The sequence below is a fragment of the Curtobacterium sp. 22159 genome, from assembly GCF_052045775.1.
In the GTDB taxonomy this organism is placed as follows: domain Bacteria; phylum Actinomycetota; class Actinomycetes; order Actinomycetales; family Microbacteriaceae; genus Curtobacterium.
Genome location: NZ_JBQEPN010000012.1, coordinates 25,420 through 46,672, shown reverse-complemented (window position 1 = coordinate 46,672; position 21,253 = coordinate 25,420). Strand labels below are relative to the sequence as shown.

The 21,253-nt window shown below is 71.0% G+C and carries 14 protein-coding genes and 1 other RNA gene; 10 read left to right on the top strand and 5 right to left on the bottom strand.

The annotated features are described in order from the left end of the window. Positions 1-34: 34 nt before the first annotated feature. Positions 35-1,894 (bottom strand): hypothetical protein, encoded by a 1,860-nt coding sequence (locus ACTJKO_RS13990; RefSeq protein WP_440689724.1) that lies wholly within the window; start codon positions 1,892-1,894, stop codon positions 35-37. Positions 1,895-2,081: 187 nt separating this feature from the next. On the opposite strand from ACTJKO_RS13990, the gene ACTJKO_RS13985 reads away from it, so the two are divergent. Together ACTJKO_RS13985 and ACTJKO_RS13980 are read left to right on the top strand one after the other, a co-directional pair. Beyond that, the gene (locus tag ACTJKO_RS13985; protein ID WP_440689722.1) at positions 2,082-3,818 is read left to right on the top strand and encodes a hypothetical protein; all 1,737 of its coding nucleotides are present in this window, start codon (positions 2,082-2,084) and stop codon (positions 3,816-3,818) included. After that, positions 3,815-4,825, top strand: a complete 1,011-nt coding sequence (locus ACTJKO_RS13980; RefSeq protein ID WP_440689720.1) for a tetratricopeptide repeat protein — start codon at positions 3,815-3,817, stop codon at positions 4,823-4,825. Before ACTJKO_RS13985 ends, ACTJKO_RS13980 begins: the two co-directional genes overlap by 4 nt. Before the next feature lie 59 nt (positions 4,826-4,884). Here ACTJKO_RS13980 and glgB read toward each other — a convergent pair whose 3' ends face one another. The 3 genes from glgB to ACTJKO_RS13965 form a co-directional block, all read right to left on the bottom strand. Continuing rightward, a complete protein-coding gene (gene glgB, locus ACTJKO_RS13975) occupies positions 4,885-7,611 on the bottom strand; it encodes a 1,4-alpha-glucan branching protein GlgB (RefSeq protein WP_440689718.1) in 2,727 nt (908 codons plus the stop codon). Further along, positions 7,608-9,608 (bottom strand): maltotransferase domain-containing protein, encoded by a 2,001-nt coding sequence (locus tag ACTJKO_RS13970; RefSeq protein ID WP_440689716.1) that lies wholly within the window; start codon positions 9,606-9,608, stop codon positions 7,608-7,610. The genes glgB and ACTJKO_RS13970 overlap by 4 nt, the downstream gene beginning before the upstream one ends. Before the next feature lie 267 nt (positions 9,609-9,875). Next, a complete protein-coding gene (locus ACTJKO_RS13965) occupies positions 9,876-11,897 on the bottom strand; it encodes a glycogen debranching protein (RefSeq protein ID WP_440689714.1) in 2,022 nt (673 codons plus the stop codon). 65 nt (positions 11,898-11,962) lie between these two features. Between ACTJKO_RS13965 and ACTJKO_RS13960 the strand changes: the two genes are divergently transcribed. The 8 genes from ACTJKO_RS13960 to ACTJKO_RS13925 all read left to right on the top strand — a co-directional run bounded on the left by ACTJKO_RS13960 (position 11,963) and on the right by ACTJKO_RS13925 (position 19,863). Then, positions 11,963-13,138 carry a cysteine desulfurase family protein gene (locus tag ACTJKO_RS13960; RefSeq protein WP_440689854.1) on the top strand — a complete coding sequence of 392 codons (1,176 nt, stop codon included), beginning with the start codon at positions 11,963-11,965 and terminating at the stop codon, positions 13,136-13,138. An 11-nt stretch (positions 13,139-13,149) separates the two neighbouring features. Beyond that, entirely contained in the window at positions 13,150-14,259 is a 1,110-nt protein-coding gene (gene prfB / locus ACTJKO_RS13955; protein ID WP_440689712.1) for a peptide chain release factor 2, read from the top strand. Positions 14,260-14,331: 72 nt separating this feature from the next. Next, entirely contained in the window at positions 14,332-15,090 is a 759-nt protein-coding gene (gene ftsE / locus ACTJKO_RS13950; RefSeq protein ID WP_440689710.1) for a cell division ATP-binding protein FtsE, read from the top strand. Continuing rightward, positions 15,087-16,001 carry a permease-like cell division protein FtsX gene (gene ftsX / locus ACTJKO_RS13945; RefSeq protein ID WP_440689708.1) on the top strand — a complete coding sequence of 305 codons (915 nt, stop codon included), beginning with the start codon at positions 15,087-15,089 and terminating at the stop codon, positions 15,999-16,001. The genes ftsE and ftsX overlap by 4 nt, the downstream gene beginning before the upstream one ends. Before the next feature lie 122 nt (positions 16,002-16,123). Next, complete coding sequence (gene smpB / locus ACTJKO_RS13940) at positions 16,124-16,600, top strand: SsrA-binding protein SmpB (protein WP_440689706.1); 477 nt, start codon at positions 16,124-16,126, stop codon at positions 16,598-16,600. Between the two features lie 106 nt (positions 16,601-16,706). Then, positions 16,707-17,083: a transfer-messenger RNA gene (ssrA, locus tag ACTJKO_RS13935) on the top strand. Between the two features lie 175 nt (positions 17,084-17,258). Beyond that, positions 17,259-18,071 carry a hypothetical protein gene (locus tag ACTJKO_RS13930; protein ID WP_440689704.1) on the top strand — a complete coding sequence of 271 codons (813 nt, stop codon included), beginning with the start codon at positions 17,259-17,261 and terminating at the stop codon, positions 18,069-18,071. Positions 18,072-18,198: 127 nt separating this feature from the next. Continuing rightward, positions 18,199-19,863, top strand: coding sequence for an APC family permease (locus ACTJKO_RS13925; RefSeq protein ID WP_440689702.1), 1,665 nt, complete (start codon positions 18,199-18,201; stop codon positions 19,861-19,863). A gap of 82 nt (positions 19,864-19,945) precedes the next feature. Here the strand turns inward: ACTJKO_RS13925 and ACTJKO_RS13920 are convergent, their stop codons facing one another. Further along, positions 19,946-21,253 (bottom strand): LLM class flavin-dependent oxidoreductase, encoded by a 1,308-nt coding sequence (locus tag ACTJKO_RS13920; RefSeq protein ID WP_440689700.1) that lies wholly within the window; start codon positions 21,251-21,253, stop codon positions 19,946-19,948.

Sequence of the window (21,253 nt, the reverse complement as noted above, 5' to 3'; positions counted from 1 at the left end):
GCCCGTCGCGGGGCGAGCAGGCGTCCCGCACCGCTCAGCGGACGGCTGAGCCCTCGTCGTCATCGGCACCATCCGTCGGAGCCACCACGCCGTCGCCGCGACCGTCCGGTTCGGTGCCGAGCAGCCCCGTGGCGTGCGTCAGCACGCCGCGCAGGTTCTCGAGGTAGCCGGCCACCGCGTCGCGCTCGGTCCGGATGGCGGCGAGACGGTCCTCGGACTCGGCGATGATGCTCGCGGTGCGCTCCTCGGCGTCCGCGATCATGCGGTGCACCCGCTCCTGCGCGTCCGAGACGATGGTCCGTGCGTGTTCCTGCGCCTCGGAGGTGCTGGAGCGCTCGAGGTCGTCCGCCTCCTGCTGGAGGCGTTCCGCACGCTCCCGTGCCTCCGCCGCGCGTCGGGTCGCCTCGGCGAGCTGCAGGTTCGCCTCGTCGAGGTACTTCTGCGTCTCGGTGACCGTCTCGTGGTGGCGCTGCAGGTAGTCCTGCTCGGCGTCGTCGCGGCGGGCAGCGAGCTCCGACTCGAGGGTGGTCCGTGCCTCGTCGCGTTCGCGGGCGATCTCGGCGCGGACCTCGTCGCGCTCCCGGGCGAGGTCGGCGCGCGCGGTGTCGATCTCCTGCCGCAGGGCGGTGCGCTCGGCTTCCAGCGCACCCAGTTCGGCTGCTCGACGGTCGGCGATCTCGGTGTCGACCTCGGCGTGCTCGCGTTCGCGGCGCGCGGCGAGTTCGTCCTCGTGCTCGCGGAGGGCGCGGTCGGCGGCAGCCTGGGCCTCGGCGCGCTCGTGCTCGATCCGGGTGGCGTGCTCGTCGAGTTCCCGCGCGATGCGGTCGGCGGTCTCCTGCACGAGGCGCGCGTTCTCGGCCCGGGTCTGCTCCTCGTCGACGCGGAGCTGGGCGCGAGCCGCCTCGACCTCCTGTTCGAGCGCGGTGCGGGCGGACGCGAGCTCGCGGTCCCACTCGGCGCGGGCAGCGGCGAGTTCTTCGTCGAGGACCCGACGACGGTCCGCCAGCTCCGCGTCGAGTTCGGCACGGCGGCGTTCGACCTCGGCCTCGAGCGCGGCGCGTTCGGTCTCGAGCGCGAGGGCGTGCGCCCGCTGCTCGTCGGCGCGTTCGCGGTGCCACGCCGCGCGACCCTCGGAGACCTCGCGCTCGAGCGCTTCGCGACGCGTCGTCTCCTCGCGGTCGAGGTCCTCGATCCGACGCGTGTGGTCGGCCTCGAACACGCTGCGGCGGTGCTCGGTCTCGCGGGTGAGGTCGGCCGCGGCCTGGCGGGCGTCCGCGGACTCGCGCTGGGCGATCTCGCGCAGCTCGGCGACCTCGTGCTCCACCTCTGCCCGGAGGGCGTTGGTCTCGCGGATGGCGACGGAACGGACCTCGGCCGCCTCGGTCAGGGCGGCCCCACGGATCGCGGCGGCCTCATTACGGGCGTCCTGCACGAGCAGGCCGGCCTCGGCGCGGGCGCGCTCGACGGTGTCGGCCGACTCGGCGCGGGCGCGGGTGAGCTCGTTCGTGGACCGGGTGCGGGCGTCCTCGAGGGTGTCGCGCACTTCTTCCTGTGCTTCGCGCAGGGTGCGTTCGGCTTCGGCGCGGCTGGAGGCGCGGAGCCGCTGGGCGTCGATGTCCGCCTGGCTGATGAGCCGCGTCGACTGTTCCTCCGCCACGCGGAGCGTCGACTCGAGACGGGTGCCGAGCCCGCTGTACGTGGGGGTGCCGGCTTCGTCCAGCTCGCCCTGCAGCTCGGAGACCCGCGACTGCAGGAGACGGATCTCCTTCGCGGCGTCCGCGCGGTCGTTGTTCGACTTGATGAGCTCGCGGCGCAGGTCGTTCAGCGCACGGTCCACGTCTTCGCGGCGGTACCCGCGCAGCTCGGTCCCGAACTCTGCCTCGTCGTTCGCCACGTGTTCACTCCTGGGGTGCTCGGCGGAGGGCACAGGGAAGGCCCGGCCACGATTGTAGTGGCGGGGGGAGACGGCCGGCTGTGACCGCGGACAGCGCCGGGGGATGCGCCGTCCAGACTCCCCCGCTATCCTGGAGCGCTGATTCGCGCGCCGACACCCCCACCCCGGCGCGGTAGGGAGAAGATCCGTGCGGTTCGTCCTGGCGATCGTCAGTTTCGTCATCGGTCTGTTGCTCGTCGCGCTCGCGGTCGGACAGCGGACCGTGTTCGAGCCACCGTCGTCGCTGGTCGCGGCATCGTCCTCGAAGAGCTCCGCGCCCGTGACGGTGATCCCGGGGTCGACGCTCAACGCGAACCCCGGCTACCAGCGCATCAACGTGTCCGGGTCGGGCAAGGTCTTCGCCGCCTACGGCAAGACCACCGACGTCGAGGCCTGGGTCGGCGACGCGGCGCACACCACGCTCCGGTTCGACGCCGAGCAGGCGAAGCTCGTCGGTCGCACCACCGGCGGCGAGCGTTCCGTGCCGGACCCCCGCGGGAGCGACCTCTGGTACCAGGAGTACGACAGCGCCGGGCAGTTCACCGTCCGGCTGCCGAAGGACGTCTCCGTGATCATCGTCGGTGACGGCACGTCCGCGGCCCCCGCGGACGTCTCCGTGACCTGGCCGCGCGACACGTCCACGCCGTCCGTCGGGCCGCTGCTCGTCGCCGGCGGGGTGTTCCTGGTGGGCGGCGTCGTCCTGCTCGTGTGGGCCTTCGTGCACCAGCGTCGTGGCCGTGGTCCGCGCCGCCGCAGCGGCGGGTCCCGTCCGCCGCGCGTGCGCGCCTCCCGACGGGCCGCTGCGGCCGGTGCCCAGGTGCCCGTCCGTGGCCGTCGTGGCCGCCGCGCCTTCGTGGTCGTCCCCGTGCTGCTGGTCGGTGCCCTCGGGCTGGCCGGGTGCTCGTCCGAGTACTGGCCGCAGGGCGGCTCCGGCGCGACCCCGACCCCGACGGCCACCGCCACCGGTTCCGCGGCCCAGAGCGAACCGACGGCGGCGACGAAGCAGCAGATCACCCGCATCGTGCAGCGCGTCGCCGAGGTCGCGAAGAAGGCCGACGACGCCCGTGACCCGAAGGTCGCCGCGGAACGCTTCACCGGCGCCGCGCTCGACCTGCGCACGGCGAACTACACCATCCGTGCGAAGGACGCCGACGCCGACGCCCCGCCGGCGATCTCGGCCGAACAGGTGTGCGTGGCGCTGCCGCAGCAGACCGACTCGTGGCCCCGCACCGTGTTCGCCGTGGTGGCCGAGGACTGCACCGCGAAGTCCGCGCCGCAGGCCCTCACGCTCGTCCAGGACTCCGCGCGCGACGACTACAAGGTCGCGTACGACGTCTCGCTCGAGGCCGCCGCCAAGATCCCGAGCCTCGCTCCCACCTCGCTCGGTGCGGCGCTGCTCGCCCCGAACACGAAGCTGCTCTCGATCGCGCCGGACCAGATCGCCCAGGCGTACGGCGACATCCTGTCGAAGGACACGGACAGCCGGTACGCGTCGCTCTTCCAGGCGGACGGCGACGGCCTGCGCTCGACCATCGGCAAGGCGTACAAGGACAAGAAGTCCCAGTCGCTCCCGGACACCGCGAAGATCGAGTACTCGTCCGAGGTCCCCGCCGACAGCGTGACGGCGATCGCCACCGACGGCGCAGGGGCGCTCGTCTCGGCCGACCTCGACGAGATCGAGAAGGTGACCCCGACCGCGGCGGGCGCCGAGGTGAACACCGAAGGCGCGGTCAAGGCGCTCTCGGGTGTCGACTCCAGCAAGAAGGGCATCAGCGCCACCTACGGCGTGCAACTGCTCTTCTCGGTGCCCCCGGTGGGCTCCGATGAGAAGGTGGTCCTGCTCGGGTTCACGCAGGGCCTGACAGCAGCGAGTGAGGTGCAATGACCAACGTCCCCCCGACCCCGTCCGGTCTCCGCGGAGCCGTCGACCTGTCGTCCCTCGTCGACCGTGCCCAACGGCCGTCCCAGCCCGCGCCGGGAGCGGCGGGTGGCGCGTCCGCCGGTGGAGCCGCGCCCTCCGGGGTCGCCGGTACCGAGACCGGCGGCGACCTGACCGTCCCGTCGCTCGTCCTCGACGTCACCGACCAGACCTTCCAGGACGTCCTGCAGCTGTCCACGGTGGTCCCCGTGATCGTCGACATCTGGGCGGAGTGGTGCGGTCCCTGCAAGCAGCTCTCGCCGATCCTCGAGCAACTCACCGCCGAGTACGACGGGCGTGTGCTGCTCGCCAAGGTCGACGCGGACACGAACCCGCAGCTCGTGCAGGCGTTCCAGGCGCAGTCGATCCCCACGGTGGCGGCGCTCATCGGCGGGCGCCCGCTCGGCCTCTTCGTCGGCGCGTTGCCCGAGGCACAGGTGCGGGACGTCTACGAGCAGGTCCTCGCCGCCGCCGAGCAGAACGGCGTGTCCGGACGGGTCACCGTGGACGGAGCAGCCGCGGCCGGTGCCGCCGAGCAGGGCGAGCCCGAACCGGAACCGCTGCCGCCGCACCACCAGGCCGCCTACGACGCCATCGAGCAGGGCGACTACGCGACCGCGATCCACGAGTACAAGACCGCGATCGCGCAGGACCCGCACGACCAGATGGCCGTCGCCGGGCTCGCCCAGGTGTCGCTCCTCGACCGGCTGGACGGCCGCACCGCCGACGACATCCGTGCGGCCGCGGCGGCCGGACCCTCGGACGTGCAGGCGCAGCTCGCCGTCGCCGACCTCGACGTCTCCGGCGGGCACGTCGAGGACGCCTTCGGTCGGCTGCTCGACCTCGTGCCGACCGTGTTCGGCGACGAGCGCGAGGCGCTGCGTGCGCGGCTCGTCGAGTACTTCGAGCTCATCGGCAGCGACGACCCGCGGGTGGTCGCGGCGCGTCGCCGTCTGGCGAGCGCGCTGTACTGACACCCGCCAGCACGACGGACGGGAGGCGCGNNNCCGCGCCTCCCGTCTGCTCCCGGTGGTCAGCGGGCCAGCTTCAGCCAGACCGCTCCGAGCGGGGGCACCACGAGGTGGGCGGACGCCGGTCGCCCGGCCCACGGGGTGTCCTCCGCCGTGACGACGCCGAGGTTCCCCACGCCGGACCCGCCGTACTCCGCCGCGTCCGTGTTGAGCACCTCGTGCCAGGCACCCGCTGACGGCAGTCCGAAGCGCCGCTCGACCGGTACCCCGGAGAAGTTCACGAAGACGGCCAGTCGGTCGTCGCCGTCCTTGCGCAGGAACCCGAGGGTGGAGTGCGGGGCGTCGCCGCCCTCGATCCACTCGAAGCCGTCCGCGCTGCCGTCGTGCGTCCACAGTGCCGGGGTCTCGCGGTAGACGTGGTTGAGCGCCGACACGAGGTCCTGCACGCCACGGTGCCCAGGATCGTCGAGGAGCCACCAGTCCAGGCCGCGGGCCTCCGACCACTCGGTGGGCTGCGCGAACTCCTGCCCCATGAACAGCAGCTGCTTGCCCGGGTGCGCCCACATGAACGCCAGGTACGCGCGGACGTTGGCGAGCTTCTGCCACTCGTCGCCGGGCATCTTGCCGTAGAGCGAGCCCTTGCCGTGGACGACCTCGTCGTGGCTGATCGGCAGTGTGAACTGCTCGCTGAACGCGTACACGAACGAGAACGTGATCTCGTCGTGGTGGTAGCTCCGGTACACGGGTTCGCGCTCGATGTACTGCAGCGAGTCGTGCATCCAGCCCATGTTCCACTTCTGGCCGAACCCGAGTCCGCCGGCGCTGGTCGGCTGCGTGACACCCGGCCAGGAGGTGCTCTCCTCGGCGATCATCACGATCCCGGGGTAGCGCTTGTACGCCGTTGCGTTCGTCTCCTGCAGGAAGGAGATCGCTTCGAGGTTCTCGCGTCCGCCGTGGACGTTCGGCAGCCACTCCGTGCGGGAGTAGTCGAGGTACAGCATCGAGGCCACGGCGTCGACCCGGAGGCCGTCGATGTGGAACTCCTCGAGCCAGTAGAGCGCGTTCGCGACGAGGAAGTTCCGCACCTGCGGCTGCCCGAAGTCGAACACGTAGGTGCCCCAGTCGAGCTGCTCGCCGCGCCGGGGGTCCGGGTGCTCGAACAGCGCGTAGCCGTCGAACTTCGCGAGCGCCCACTCGTCCTTCGGGAAGTGGCCGGGCACCCAGTCCATGATGACGCCGATGCCCGCCGAGTGCAGACGGTCGATGAGGTACCGGAGGTCGTCGGGGGAGCCGAAGCGAGCCGTCGGTGCGTAGTACCCGGTGACCTGGTAGCCCCAGGAGCCGCCGAACGGGTGCTCGGCGAGCGGGAGGAACTCGACGTGCGTGAACCCGAGGTACTGCACGTGCCCGATCAGCTGGTCGGCTGCCTCACGGTAGGACAGGCCCGGACGCCAGGACCCGAGGTGCACCTCGTACACGCTCATCGGACGATCGTGCGTGGTGGTCCGTGCGCGGTGCTCCATCCACTGCGCGTCTCCGACGGACCACTCGTGGTGCGAGTCGTCGATCACGGACGCGGTCAGCGGCGGCACCTCGGTGCGCCGTGCGAACGGGTCGGCACGCTCCACCCACCCACTGTCCGTGAGGAGCTCGAACTTGTAGCGCTGGCCCGGGAGTGCGCCGGGCCAGAACAGTTCCCACACGCCGAGGTCGGTGAGGCGGCGCATCGCGGTCGTGCGGCCTTCCCAGCCCTCGAAGTCACCGATCACGCGAACGGCCGTGGCGCGCGGTGCCCAGACGGTGAACGCGACGCCGTCGACGCCGTCCAGGGTCATGACGTGGGCGCCCAGGTGGTGCCAGAGCTGCTCGTCGCGGCCCTCGCCGAAGAGGTGGAGGTCGAGTTCACCGATCGTGGGCGGGAACCGGTAGGCGTCGTCCGTCGTCCAGGTGATGTCGTCCGCGTCCGAGGACGGGTCCGGGTCGTAGTCCGCCTCGACGCGGTAGCGTCCGAGCTCGCCGGGAGTGGCGCCGGCCCAGAGCCCGTCGCCCTCGTGGGTGAGCTCCACGTCGTCCCCGTCGGGGCGGACGATCCGGACGGCGGTGGCGAGGTGCCGGACGACACGGATGCTCGTACCGCCTTCGACGGGGTGCGGGCCGAGCACGTCGTGCGGCTGGGACCAGCGGGCCTCGGCGACCTGCTGGCGGAGCCACTCGTCGAGCGGCGCGGGCCGAGGGGACGAGGACGTCGGCGTGCTCGTGGTCGTGGTCGCGGCCCTGGAGGCGCGGCTCGGCTCCGCCTCGTCGGTGGCGGCGAGCGGCGTTCCGCCCTCGCTCGTGGGGGCGTCGGCGCCGTCGCCCGGACCGGCAGCTCCCGCGGCGGTGGCCGGCGCGGCGGCCGTCGACGGGGCCGGTGCACCGGTCCGTTCCACGGCTTCCGCGGCTTCCGCGGCGACGTGACGCGGGTGGGCGGCGTCCGGCGCGTGCCCGGCGAGCGTCGCGGATTCGGGGACGCCGCGGTCGGGCGCTTCGCGGGCTGCGGCCGGCGCACCCGGCAGGTCTTCACCCGGTGCGGAGACCCGCGGCTCGTACCGCGGGGTCGCCGGGGCCGCCGGCGTCCCCGGGCGTCGGTCGTCCGTCGGCGCGACGTGCTGCACCGGGTGCGTCGGGCGGGGGGTGTCCTCCGGCATGCGACGCGGCAGCACAGGCGGCGGGGGCGGCGGGGTCGGGGGCACGCCGGGGCCGTTGCCCTGCGCCTTCCGTGCGTCGTCCTCGGAGTGGGTGTCGGTCATCGGTGGGGTCCCTCCACGACGAGCAGGTGCACGGGTTCCTGGAACGCGTCCAGTCGGACGTAGTTCGACGTCCCCCAGACCCAGCGCTGCCCGGTGACCACGTCGCGGACGTCGAACGCCTGCTCCGGGTCGAGGCCGAGTGCGGCGAGGTCGAGGTGGACCGTGGTCTCACGGGCCGAGTGGGGGTCGACGTTCACGACGACGATCACGGTGTCGTCGCGCCCGGAGCGGATGAACCGTCCGGACAGGTGCTTGGAGTAGACGACGATCGCCGGGTCCTCGGCGACGTGCACGTGCAGGTTCCGCAGCTGACGGAGCGCGGGGTGCGCCTGCCGGAACCGGTTGAGCATCGTGACGTACGGCGCCAGGCTCGCGCCCTCGGCCTCGGCGAGGGCGAAGTCACGGGGCTTGTACTCGTACTTCTCGTTGTCGATGTTCTCTTCCGAACCGGGGCGTGCGACGTCCTCGAAGAGCTCGTAGCCGGCGTACATCCCCCAGGTCGGAGCACCGGTCGCAGCCAGCGCGGCGCGGACCTTGTAGCCCGCTCGGCCGCCGAACTGCAGGTACTCGGTGAGGATGTCCGGCGTGTTCACGAACAGGTTCGGACGGAGGTACGCGCTCGTCTCGTGCGACAGCTCCTCGAAGTACTCGGTGATCTCGTCCTTCGAGTTCCGCCACGTGAAGTACGTGTAGGACTGCTGGAACCCGACCTCGGCCAACGCGCGCATCATCGCCGGTCGGGTGAACGCTTCGGCGAGGAACACGGTGTCCGGGTGCTCGTCGCGGACCTCGCGGATGACGCGCTCCCAGAACCACAGGGGCTTGGTGTGCGGGTTGTCCACCCGGAAGATCCGGATGCCGAACGCGATCCAGTGCCGCAGCACGCGGAGCACCTCGGCGACGATGCCGTCGGGGTCCGTGTCGAACTGGATCGGGTAGATGTCCTGGTAGCGCTTCGGCGGGTTCTCGGCGGTCGCGATCGAGCCGTCGGCCCGGACGGTGAACCACTCCGGGTGCTCGGTGACCCACGGGTGGTCGGGGGAGCACTGCAGCGCGAAGTCGAGCGCGACCTCCATCCCGGTGTTCTTCGCCGTCTCGACGAAGCCGCGGAAGTCCTCCTCGGTGCCGAGGTCGGGGTGGATCGCGTCGTGACCGCCCGCAGCGGAACCGATCGCCCATGGGCTGCCGGGGTCGTGCGGCCCCGGGGTGAGCGTGTTGTTCGGGCCCTTGCGCGCGGTCGTGCCGATGGGGTGGATCGGCGGGAGGTAGACCACGTCGAAGCCCATCCGGGCGACACCGGGGAGGCGGCGGGCGGCGGAGCGGAAGTCGCCGCTCTTCCACGAGCCGTCGGGGTTCTTCTTCGCCCCTTCGCTGCGGGGGAAGAACTCGTACCAGGCGCCGACACCGGCGCGGGTGCGCTCGACGTCGAGCAGCTGCGTGGCGGAGAGCGTCCGGAGCGAGGTGAGCGGAGCTTCCTCAACCTCGGCGGTGATGCGCGGGTCCTCGACGGCGGCGAGGCGTTCGGCGGGGTCGAGGTCGGTGTCACGGACCCGGGCAGCGGCGCGCGTGGCCGCGGGGGAGTCGGTCTCGTCGGCGAGGCGGTCGAGGAGCACGGCCCCGTCGAGCAGGGTCGCCTCGGTGTCGACGCCGGCCGCGATCTTGAGTCGTGCGGCGTGCAGCCAGGTCGCCCAGTCGTCGGAGTAGGACTCGACGTGCCACGTCCAGACACCGACGTGGTCGACCTGCACGGTCGCCTCGTACCGGTCGGTGCCTTCGGCGACGAGCACCATCGGCACCGTCCGGGTGCCGCCGTCGGGGCGCTCGAGCACGAGGTCGGCGCCGATGATCCCGTGCCCCTCGCGGAAGACGGTCGCACCGAACGTGATCACCTCGCCGTCGAAGGCCTTGCCCGGGAATCCGTTCGGGGTCCTCGGAGCGAGCTCGGTGATCGGGATGCGCCCGATCTTCGGTCGGCGGGGTCGATCTGCGGTGGCCACGGAGCCGACGCTACCCGGCGAGCGCCTCCGCGTTCCCCGGAAGGCGCGATCGGTGACGTTCCGGGCGTGCCGCGGCCCTGTGGAGGGACGGCCGCGACACGCACGCGACCCGGATCCTGCAGCCGTCCGACACGCTTGTGGACGCGCGGACGCGACCAGCGTCGCGAGCCGACCCGCGCCTCCAGTCCGACCCGACCCGGACGCCCGACGCGGACAGCCGTCCCGTCCCGGACGCCCGGCCCGACGCTGACAGCCGTCCCGTCCCGGTCAGGCGATCTCGAACACGTGGATGCCCGGGCCGTACGCCGTGAACACCTGGCCGGCCGGCCGCAGCCGCTCGTGGTCGCGGTGCTTCTCGCTCGACCAGGCGAGGCGGTAGCCGAGCACGTCCTCTCGGGTGGGCAGGGTGATGTCGCGGGTCCGTCCGCTGCCGTGCACGACGACCAGGACGCGGTCGAACGGCTCGTGCTCCGGTGTCGACTCGACGAAGTACTGCAACGCGCGGTGGATCGGCTGGTCCCAGCCCTCGACCGTCATCGGCTGGCCGTCCGGCCCGTACCAGGACATGCGCGACGCGCCGGGCGTCTCCTGCCCCGGCACGCCGAACCGGGTGGGCCGGAGTGCGGGGTGGGCGGCGCGCAGTCGTGCGAGCGCGGCGACGGCCTCGGTCATCGCCTCGGCGTCCTCGTCGTCGCTCCAGTCGACCGGGGTGAGGTCATCGGAAACGACGTAGGCGTTGTTGTTGCCGTGCTGGGTCCGGCTGCGTTCGTCGCCGGCGGTGAGCATGGGGACGCCGGCCGAGAGCATGAGGGTCCCGAGGAGGTTCCGCATCGAGCGTCCGCGTGCCGCGCGCACGCCCCGGTCGGCCGTGTCGCCCTCGATGCCGTGGTTGAACGAGCGGTTGTCGTCCGACCCGTCGCGGTTGTCCTCGCCGTTGGCCTCGTTGTGCTTGCCGTCGTACGACACGAGGTCGAGCAGGGTGAAGCCGTCGTGCGCGGTGACGAAGTTGATGCCGGCGAGCGGGCCGCGCGCGGTGTCGAAGAGCTGCCGGGAGCCGGTCAGCGCTCCCGCGAGTGCTCCGATGCCGGTCGCCGGGGCGCCGTGTCGGCGTTCGTCGGCGATGTCGGTGAGCCAGAACTGCCGGACGGTGTTCCGGAAGCCGTCGTTCCACTCGCTCGTGCCCGCGCCGAAGGAGCCCGTCTTCCACCCGTCCGGTCCGACGTCCCAGGGCTCGGCGATGACGAGGGTGTCCTGCAGGTCCGGGTGGCTCCGGATCCGCTCCAGGAGCGGGTGCGCGGGGTCGAACGCGTGGGCTCCGTCGCGGGCCAGCGCCGCCATGAGGTCGAAGCGGAAGCCGTCGACCTGCACGTCGCGCGCCCAGTACACGAGGCTGTCGACGATGAGGTCCGCCGTCGCCTCGACCGAGGTGTCCAGCGTGTTCCCGCACCCGGTGGTGTCGTAGTACGAGGACCCGTCGGCCGTCCACCGGTACCGGTTCGCACCGTCGATGCCCCGCAGGGACGACGTCGGGCCGCCGAGCCCCTCTTCCGCCGTGTGGTTGTAGACGACGTCGAGGACGACCTGGATGCCCGCCTCGTGCAGCAGCCGGACCATGCCCTTGAACTCGCGGAGCACCGCACCCGCGCCCGCCGCACGTGCCGGCGCGGAGGCCGACGCGGCGTGCGGGGCGAAGAACCCGAGCGTGTTGTAGCCCCAGGCGTTCTCCCGCCCGGCCTCGCGCAGCCACCGTTCGGTGTCGAACGCGTGCACGGGGAGCAGCTCGAGCGTGGTCACGCCGATGCGGTGGAGGTGCGCGATGGTGCTCTCGTGTGCGACGCCCGCGTACGTGCCGCGCAGGTGCTCGGGGACGTCGGGGTTCGCCGCGGTCAGGGTCCGGACGTTCGCTTCGTACAGGACGGCCCGGTCGAGCGGCGTCCGGGGCTTCACCACCCCGCCCCAGTCGAACGACTCGTCGACGACGACGCTGGTCCAGCGCTGTCCGGACGCCCCGCGGACGATGCCGCGCGCGTACGGGTCGAGCAGCGGTCGCTCGGGGTCGAAGTCGTGGCGTGGTCCCGCGGGCCCGTCGACGAGGAGGTGGTAGGTGTCGCCCACCTCCGCGCCCGGCACCGCCCCCGACCAGACGTCACCGCTCCGCGTCAGCGGGAACGTGCCGCGTCCGTCGACCACGACCGAGACGGCGGTGGCGGAGGCGGACCGCACCGAGAAACGCGGGTCACCGGCGCCCAGGAGGAACCCGGGGGTGTCGTCGACAGCGGTCTCGTGCATGCCCACCAGGGTACGAGGACCCGCGGGTATCCTGGAAACGCTCGTTCAGGGGGTGCACCATCCACATCAACAGCACTGGTCCGGTCTACCTCGACCACGCCGCGACGACGCCGATCCTGCCGGAGGCGCTCGCCGCGTTCACCGCTGCGCTCGCCACCGTCGGGAACCCGTCGTCGATCCACAGCGCCGGGCAGCAGGCGAAGATGCTCCTCGAGGACGGCCGCGCGGCCGTCGCGGCCTCGCTCGACGCCGACCCGGTCGAGGTGGTCTTCACCTCCGGCGGCACCGAGAGCATCAACCTGGCGGTGAAGGGCCTCTTCTGGGCGCGTCAGCAGGACCGCCCCCGTCCGCGCATCGTCGTCCCGGCGGGGGAGCACCACGCGACCGTCGACACCGTCGAGTGGCTCGAGCGCCACGAGGGCGCCGTCGTCGACGTGGTCCCGTTGGACGCGCAGGGCCGGGTGGACCTCGCCGGACTGGAGGCGCGGCTCGCCGACGCCTCGGACGTCGCCCTGGTCACGTTCCTGTGGGCGAACAACGAGGTCGGCACGATCCAGCCGGTGTCGAGGATCGTCGAGCTCGCGCACGCCGCGGGCGTGCCGGTGCACAGTGACGCCGTCGCCGCGTACGGCCAGGTCCCGGTGTCGTTCGCCGGCTCCGGCCTCGACGCGCTGAGCGTGTCCGCGCACAAGATCGGCGGCCCGGTCGGGATCGGCGCCCTGGTGCTCGGGCGGAAGGCCACGGTCGAACCGCTGATCCACGGCGGCGGGCAGCAGCGGCAGGTGCGGAGCGGGACGCAGGACGCCCCGGCCGCCGCGGCCTTCGGGGTGGCCGCATCGATGCCGCACCCCTCCGTGTCGCCGCTGCGGGACCGACTGGTCGCGGGCGTGCGGGAGACCGTCCCCGCCGCGGTCCTGATGGGGGACCCGGTCGACCGTCTGCCCGGCAACGCCCACTTCACGTTCCCCGGCTGCGAGGGGGACTCGCTCCTGTTCCTGCTCGACGCGGCCGGCGTCGCGGTGTCGACCGGCTCGGCGTGCCAGGCCGGGGTCCCGGAGGCCTCGCACGTGCTGCTCGCCATGGGCCTCTCCGAACAGGACGCCCGGGGCGCCCTGCGGATCACGCTCGGTCACACCACCACCGACGCCGACGTCGACGCCTTCCTGGCGGCCCTCCCGGCGGCGGTCGAGCGGGCGAGCGCGGCGGGCATGGCGTCGAGGGAACCCCTGCTCGGTCGGTAGGATCGTTCACCATGGTCGAACTGGACTTCACCGAGCAGATCTCCGCCCTCCGCGAGACCTTCGGCAACATCCGCTCGGTGGTCGACGTCGACCGCCTGCAGCGGGAGATCGCCGAACTCAGCGAGCAGGCGGGTGCCCAGGACCTCTGGGACGACGTCGAGCACGCGCAGCAGGTGACGAGCGCGCTCTCGCACCGGCAGGCCGAGCTCCGGAAGATCACCGACACCGAGCAGCGCATCGACGACCTGGAAGTGCTCGTCGAGATGGCGAACGAGGCCGACGACCAGGACTCCGCGGACGAAGCCGCCGCCGAGCTGAAGGCGATCCAGAAGACCATGGGCGACCTCGAGGTGCAGACGCTCCTCGACGGTGAGTACGACGAGCGGCCCGCGGTCATCACGATCCGTGCCGGCGCCGGTGGTGTGGACGCGGCCGACTTCGCCGAGATGCTGCTGCGCATGTACCTCCGATACACGGAGCAGCACGGCTTCAAGACGACCGTCATGGACACCTCCTACGCGGAAGAAGCGGGCATCAAGTCCGCGACCTTCGAGGTGGACGCGCCGTACGCGTTCGGCACGCTCTCGGTCGAGGCCGGCACCCACCGGCTCGTCCGCATGTCGCCCTTCGGCGCGGCGGGCAAGCGCCAGACCTCCTTCGCCGCGGTCGAGGTCATCCCGCTCATGCCGGAGACCGAGGCCATCGACATCCCCGAGAACGACATCCGCGTCGACGTCTTCCGGTCGTCCGGCCCGGGCGGACAGTCCGTCAACACGACCGACTCTGCCGTCCGCATCACCCACCTGCCGACCGGCACGGTGGTCTCGATGCAGAACGAGAAGTCGCAGATCCAGAACCGTGCCGCCGCCATGCGCGTGCTGCAGTCGCGGCTCCTGCTCCTGAAGAAGGAAGAGGAGAACGCGAAGAAGAAGGAGCTCGCCGGCAACATCACGGCGAGCTGGGGCGACCAGATCCGGTCCTACGTCCTCGCGCCGTACCAGATGGTGAAGGACCTCCGGAGCGAGCACGAGGTGAACAACCCCTCAGCCGTGTTCGACGGCGACCTCGACGGGTTCATCAACGCGGGCATCCGCTGGCGCAAGCAGTCCGTCGAGTCCTGAGGGGCACCGGCGCGGACCCGAACCGCGCGCCTCGGTTGATTTCCGGCCCGGGCGACCTACCCTGATCCGGTCATGATCAAATTCGACCAGGTCACCAAGGTGTACTCGGGCAACCCGAGCCCCGCCCTCGACGCCATCTCACTCGAGATCCTCAAGGGGGAGTTCGTCTTCCTCGTGGGTGCGTCCGGGTCCGGCAAGTCCAGCTTCCTGCGCCTCGTGCTCAAGGAGGAGAAGCCGTCGCGCGGGCAGATCCACGTGCTCGGCCAGCGCCTCGGGGCCCTGTCGTCGCGCAAGGTGCCCTACTTCCGACGCAACCTCGGCGTCGTCTTCCAGGACTTCCGGCTCCTCCCGAACAAGAACGTCTTCGACAACGTGGCGTTCTCGCTCCAGGTGATCGGCAAGAGCAAGGGCTTCATCAGCGAAGCGGTCACCGACGTGCTGAAGCTCGTGGGTCTCGCCGGCAAGGCGACCCGCATGCCGCACGAACTCTCCGGTGGCGAGCAGCAGCGTGTCGCGATCGCCCGCGCGGTCGTCAACAAGCCCGCGATCCTGCTCGCCGACGAGCCCACGGGCAACCTCGACCCGACGACGTCGGCGGGCATCATGGCCCTCCTCGAACGCATCAACCAGGGCGGGACGACGGTGCTCATGGCGACGCACGACGCCAGCATCGTGAACCAGATGCAGCGCCGCGTCATCGAACTCTCGAACGGCACCGTGCTGCGCGACGAGCAGTCCGGCGGCTACCAGACCCAGGCCGTCCCGATCCAGCGAGGCTCCACCGTGTCGAACACCACCGGCATCCAGACCATCCCGGGGATCATCCGATGAGGCTCGGGCTCGTCATGTCCGAGGTCGGCTCGGGCCTGCGGCGCAACGCGTCGATGGTCGTCTCCGTCGTGCTCGTGACCTTCATCTCGCTGACGTTCGTCGGCACCGCGATCCTGCTCCAGATGCAGATCAACCAGATGAAGGGCTACTGGTACGACCGGGCCCAGGTCGCCGTGTACCTCTGCACGGACACCGACACCACGGGCAACTGCACCGGCGCGAAGGCGACCGACGACCAGCGCAAGCAGGTCCAGGAACAGCTCGATTCGTCCACCCTCAAGCCGTACATCGAGAAGACGTACTACGAGGACCAGGACCAGGCGTACTCGCGCTTCAAGCAGCAGTTCAAGGACTCGCCGGCCACCGAGTTCGTCAAGCCCGAGTACCTCAACGAGACCTTCTGGGTGAACCTGAAGAACCCCTCGCAGGCGGACGTCCTGGTCGAGAGTCTCTCGAAGGTCGCCGGGGTGCAGAGCGTCGTGGACCAACGCGGGTACCTGCAACCGATCTTCAACCTGTTGAACGCCTCGTCGTACACCGCGATCGGCATCGCCGCGCTCATGTTGATCGCCGCAGTGCTCCTCATCGCGACGACGATCCGGTTGTCGGCGTTCAGTCGACGGCGAGAGCTCGGCATCATGCGCCTGGTCGGTGCGTCGAACCGGTTCATCCAGACACCGTTCGTGCTCGAGGGGGTGATCGCCGCCGCCATCGGGGCGGTCCTCGCCGGGGGCGCGATCGTGGCGGTGGTGTGGTTCTTCGTCCGCAACTACCTCGCGCAGCGGTTCTCGGGCACGGCGTTCATCGGGATGGGGGACGCGGCCGTCGTGGTCCCCGCGGTCATCGTGATCGGCATCGTGCTCGCGGGCCTGTCGGCGCTCGTCGCGATCCGCCGGTACCTCAAGGTCTGACCGAGGGCCCGCTCGGGCCACCAGGTCGACACGTGCGGCGCGCCGGGAAGGTGCGCCGCACGTCGTGTGTTGGATAGTCTGTGGGGCTGCGAACGCAGCGACCGCCCCGGAAGGAGACACGCATGGCGAAGGAACGCGGCGAGAAGATCGTGGCGACGAACCGTCGTGCGCGCCACGACTACCTCATCGAGGACACGTACGAGGCCGGCATGGTCCTGTCCGGCACCGAGGTGAAGTCGCTCCGCGAAGGGCGGGCGTCGCTCGTCGACGGGTACGCCTTCATCGACGGGGGCGAGGCCTGGCTCGACGCGGTGCACATCCCCGAGTACACCGAGGGCACGTGGAACAACCACGCGCCGCGGCGCAAGCGGAAGCTGCTCCTCCACAAGCAGCAGATCGTGAAGATCTCGCACAAGACGGCGCAGGGCGGCTACACGCTCGTGCCGTTGCAGATCTACTTCCACGACGGTCGGGCCAAGGTGGAGATCGCGGTCGCGAAGGGCAAGCGCGAGTTCGACAAGCGTCAGGCACTCCGCGAGAAGACCGACAAGCGCGAGGCCGAGCGAGCCATGCGCACCCGGAACCGCATGGGCGAGTAGCGCCGCGCATCCCGGTCGGCTAGACTGGGGGACTGCTCCGATCGGAGCATCGGAAGTCCAGTGACAACTCAACAGCGTGACAGCGGCTCGTGCGTCCGGCCTGCATGGGGATGATCGGTTTCGACATTGCCTGTGCGCCGACGGGAAGCGGGCCGAGGACCCACGGTCATCTCGTGAACGATCCGTGGAAAACAACAAGTGCCAATTCCAAGCGCACTGACTTCGCTCTCGCTGCGTAAGCAGCCCAGCACATGAAGTCCGTCGGCCAGGTGATCGTCCCCTAACCTGATCCCGGCGTCATCCAGAGGACTTGCTGCACGGTTGCGCCTCAGGGCCGTGCGGGACTTGCACTGAGACTGGGCTCGTCGTCCGAGAAGCCGGTAGCAAAGGACGGGGCCGAGCAGAACGAACAATCCGGCTACGCCCGTAGAAGACGTCGAACTGCAGCGATGGACGGGGGTTCGATTCCCCCCATCTCCACCACCTGCCGGTCGTCGGGTCGCTGTCACGCCGAGTCGTCGGGACGATCTCCCGAGCAACGCCCCGCACCGTCCCCGACGGTCGCGGGGCGTTCTGCGTCGTGTCGGGCTCGAGGACTACGCTCCGGTCCAGGCGCGGGAAGTCGCCCGTGCCGACCGTCGAGACGAGAGGTCCACGCGTGGTGCAGGAGATCGCGATCCGAGTCCGTCTGCGAGAGCAGGAGCGAGTGGGGCTCGCCGAGTACGAGCGGGCAGTGGGCTCGGTGGCCACCGTCGCCGCCCTGGCCGCCTGGCTCCCGACGCCCGACGCCCGTCTGGTCATCCGCGGTCGCGGTGCCGAACCGGTCCGCTTGGAGACCGTCACCTACGGATCGGTGATCGAGCTGCTCATCGTCCTCGACCAGCGTTCCGTCGCCGTCGAGCGCGGGGCCGCCGCGATCGCCGCGCTCATCGAGTCGGTCCGTCACGAGCACGTGGAGGACGACGTCGCGGGCGTCGCCGGCGAGCTCGACCGTCTCGACCGATCGGCGCCGCGGGGCCGTTCAACCGTCGAGCGCTCGCTGCGCGCCTTCCTCGAGGGCGCACGGGCCGACGTCCTCGCTCGTCGGACCACCACCCGCGTCCGCGCCGCCCAGGCACTGGTGCGGCTGGCCGAGGACGGTGCCACCCTCACCGTGGAGCGGGTCGAGGACGCGCTGGCGCCGGTGATCCAGGAGCAGGAGGTCGACCTCCTGACCGACACCGGCAGCGCGGTCGTCGTCGAGCCCGTCGACGGACTCGAAGCCCCGGACACGGACGACGCTCCGGGAGCGGACGACGCTCCGGGAGCGGTTCCGGCGGCCGCTCCGCACGGGAAGGACGCGCACGGGAAGAAGAAGTCCGAGAAGGACGACGGCAAGAAGAAGAAGTCCAAGAAGAAGGACGACGGCAAGAAGGACAAGAAGTCCGAGAAGAAGGCCGGCGACAAGAAGAAGAAGTCCAAGAAGAAGTAGCCTGAGTGCTTGTACAGCACGTTTGTTTCCATTGTGTTAAACAATCCGCCGAAGTCGCTGTCACAGTGCCAGAGTCGATGAGCGCGGCCCCCCTTCGCGGGGCCGCGCCCATTCGACAGGAGCAACAGTGGCAACAACGACACAGGCGCTGCCGGACTCCGGCCTCAAGCGCAACGTCGGCTTCATCGGGCTCATCTGGGCCTCGACGGGGTCGATCATCGGCTCGGGCTGGCTCTTCGGCTCGCAGGAGGCGCTGAAGACCGCCGGACCCGCCGCGATCATCTCGTGGGTCATCGGCGGTGTGGCGGTCCTCGTCCTCGCCCTCGTGCACGCCGAGCTCGGCGGCATGTTCCCGATCGCCGGCGGAACAGCGCGGTTCCCCCACATCGCGTTCGGGGGCATCGCCGGAGCCTCGTTCGGCTGGTTCTCGTGGCTGCAGTCCGTGACGGTCGCCCCGATCGAGGTCGAGGCGATGATCAAGTACGCGCAGCACTGGCAGTTCGCCCACCCGTGGCTGCACACCACGACGGTGGACGGCGAGACCCAGCAGCTGCTCACCGGGTCGGGCATCGCGGTGGCGATCCTGCTCATGGCGGTGGTCTCGGCGATCAACCTGCTGAGCGTGCGGATCCTCGCGAACACGAACTCGGCGGCGACGTGGTGGAAGGTCGCCATCCCCCTGCTCGTCATCATCGTGCTGGCCTTCAGCGGCTTCCACGGCAGCAACTTCGGCGCGGCCGACGGCTTCCTGCCCGGCGGGGCGAAGGGCATCCTCGCGGCGGTCTCGACCTCGGGCATCATCTTCGCGTTCCTCGGGTTCGAGCAGGCCGACCAGCTCGCCGGCGAGGCGAAGAACCCGAAGCGGGACATCCCGCGTGCCGTGATCGGCTCGGTCGTCATCGGCCTCGTCATCTACCTGCTGCTGCAGATCGTCTTCCTCGGCGTGCTGCGCTCCGACGTGATCCAGGGTTCGTGGGCGACGGCGGACTTCACGAAGTACACCGGTCCGTTCGCGGACATCGCCATGGCGGCGGGCATCACCTGGCTGGCGGTGATCATCTTCATCGACGCGATCATCTCGCCCGGTGGCACCGGTCTCATCTACGTCACGGCGACCACGCGCATCTCGTACGGCCTCAGCCGCAACGGGTACTTCCCGAAGGCGTTCGAGTGGACCACGAAGGCCGGTGTGCCGTGGGTCGGCCTGATCACCGCGTTCGTCGTCGGCTGCGCGTGCTTCGCGCCGTTCCCGTCGTGGCAGGGCTTGGTGAGCCTCATCACGAGCGCCTCGGTGCTCATGTACGCGGGCGCACCGCTCGCACTCGGAGCGTTCCGCAAGCGGATCCCGGAGATCGAGCGTCCCTACCGGATGCCCGTCGCGACGGTGCTCTCCCCGATCGCCTTCGTGATCGCGAACCTCATCATCCTCTGGACCGGGTGGGACACCGACTGGAAGCTCGGCGTCGCGATCCTCATCGGCGCGGTCGTGATCATCCTCAACAACGTGTTCCGCGGCGCGACGAGCGTCCGGCCGCGCTGGGACTGGAAGGCGGCCCAGTGGCTGCTGCCCTACCTGATCGGCATGGGGCTCATCGTGTTCCTCAGCGACTTCGGGCCGCTCACGCACCCGTTGTTCCCGCTCTGGATCGACATCCTCGTGGTCGCCGTGTTCTCCGTGGTGATCTACTACTGGGCGGTCAACTCGGCGAGCTCGCGCGAGGAGATCCTCCGCACCGCGGAGGACGTGCGCGCGGTCGAGGAGTCCAACGTGGTGGAGCCCGTCCACCACTGATCGCCGGACGGACGGGAGGCGCGGTGCCGGCTGGCACCGCGCCTCCCGTCGTCCGGCGGCCGCGCCGGGCACGCCGGTCGCGTCAGAAGTCGAACAGGTTCGCCCGGATGCCCCCGGCGCCGTACTCCCGCCGCAGGAGCCCGCGGCGCCGGAGCACCGGCACGAGGTCCCCGAACATCCGGTACACCTGCGCCGGGTGGAGGTCACCGGAGAAGATGATGCCGTCGTTGTCGGCGTCGGCGCCGAGTTCCTCGATGAAGTCGGCGAGCTCGTCCGCGGTGCCGACGAAGCCCTCGCGCGACGACACCCGGCCCTTCCGCGCCTTGCGCTCCAGCAGCGTGCGCAGCGGCGCGTCCGGGGTGTCGCCGACGAGGCCGCGGATCGTCCCGGCCGAGACGTGCTCGCCGAAGGTCCCCTCGGGGATCGGCGCGTCGAGGTCGAGCGCGAGCAGGTCCGTCTCGGAGTCGCTCGACCAGGCGATCGCCGCGGTGCGGAGGTCCTCGTCCGACGGGTGGCGGGATGCGTCGACGACCCGGTCCGCTTCCTCCGGCGACGCGACGATCTCGGGCTTCAGCACGAACAGGATCCGCAGGTCGGCGGCGGAGCGTCCGGCGGCGTCGGCGGCGGCGATCACGCGGGCGCGGTAGTCCGACACGGCGGACGCGGACAGCGGTGCGAGCGCGAGCTGCACGTCCGAGTGCGTCCCGGCGAACCCGAGGCCCCGTCCGGAGCCGCCGGGGGAGACCACCACCGGGTCGCTGTCGAGTGGCAGGGCGTTGAGCGGCCCGTCGGCGGTGAAGTACGCGCCGTCGTGGTGGAACGCGTCGAGGGCGTGGCCGTCGGCGAAGTGCCAGTCCGACGCGTCCCCGACGTACCCGGACGACCCCCACGATCGCCACAGCCGGCGCAGCAGCGTGATCCACTCCTCGGCGCGGTCGTACGCGGCGTCGTGCCCGAGCGGCTGGAGACCGGCGTGCCGGGCGCTGCCGGTGTCGGTGACGACGTTGATACCGAGCCGTGCCCCGGACAGGTGCGCCAGCGTGGCGAACTGCCGGGCGGCGAGGTACGGCGGGGTGATGCCGGCGTTCACGGTCGGGGCGATCCCGATGTGGGACGTCGCGGCGAACAGGTACGGGGCGAGCAGCAGCGGGTCGTGCTTCGGTCCGCCGTAGGCCTGCCGGATCCGTAGGTCGAGGGTCGACGGGTTGCCGAGCGAGATGGCGTCCTCGGCGATGACGAGGTCCATGCCGGCCTGCTCGAGGGCACGTACGGACTGCTGGTACATGTCCGGCTTCGTCCAGTCGTACCCCCAGTCCCAGTCCGCACGACCCCATGCCTGCGGCCCGAAGCCGCGCGAGAAGAAGTACCCGAAGTGCTGCAGGTCGGCCAT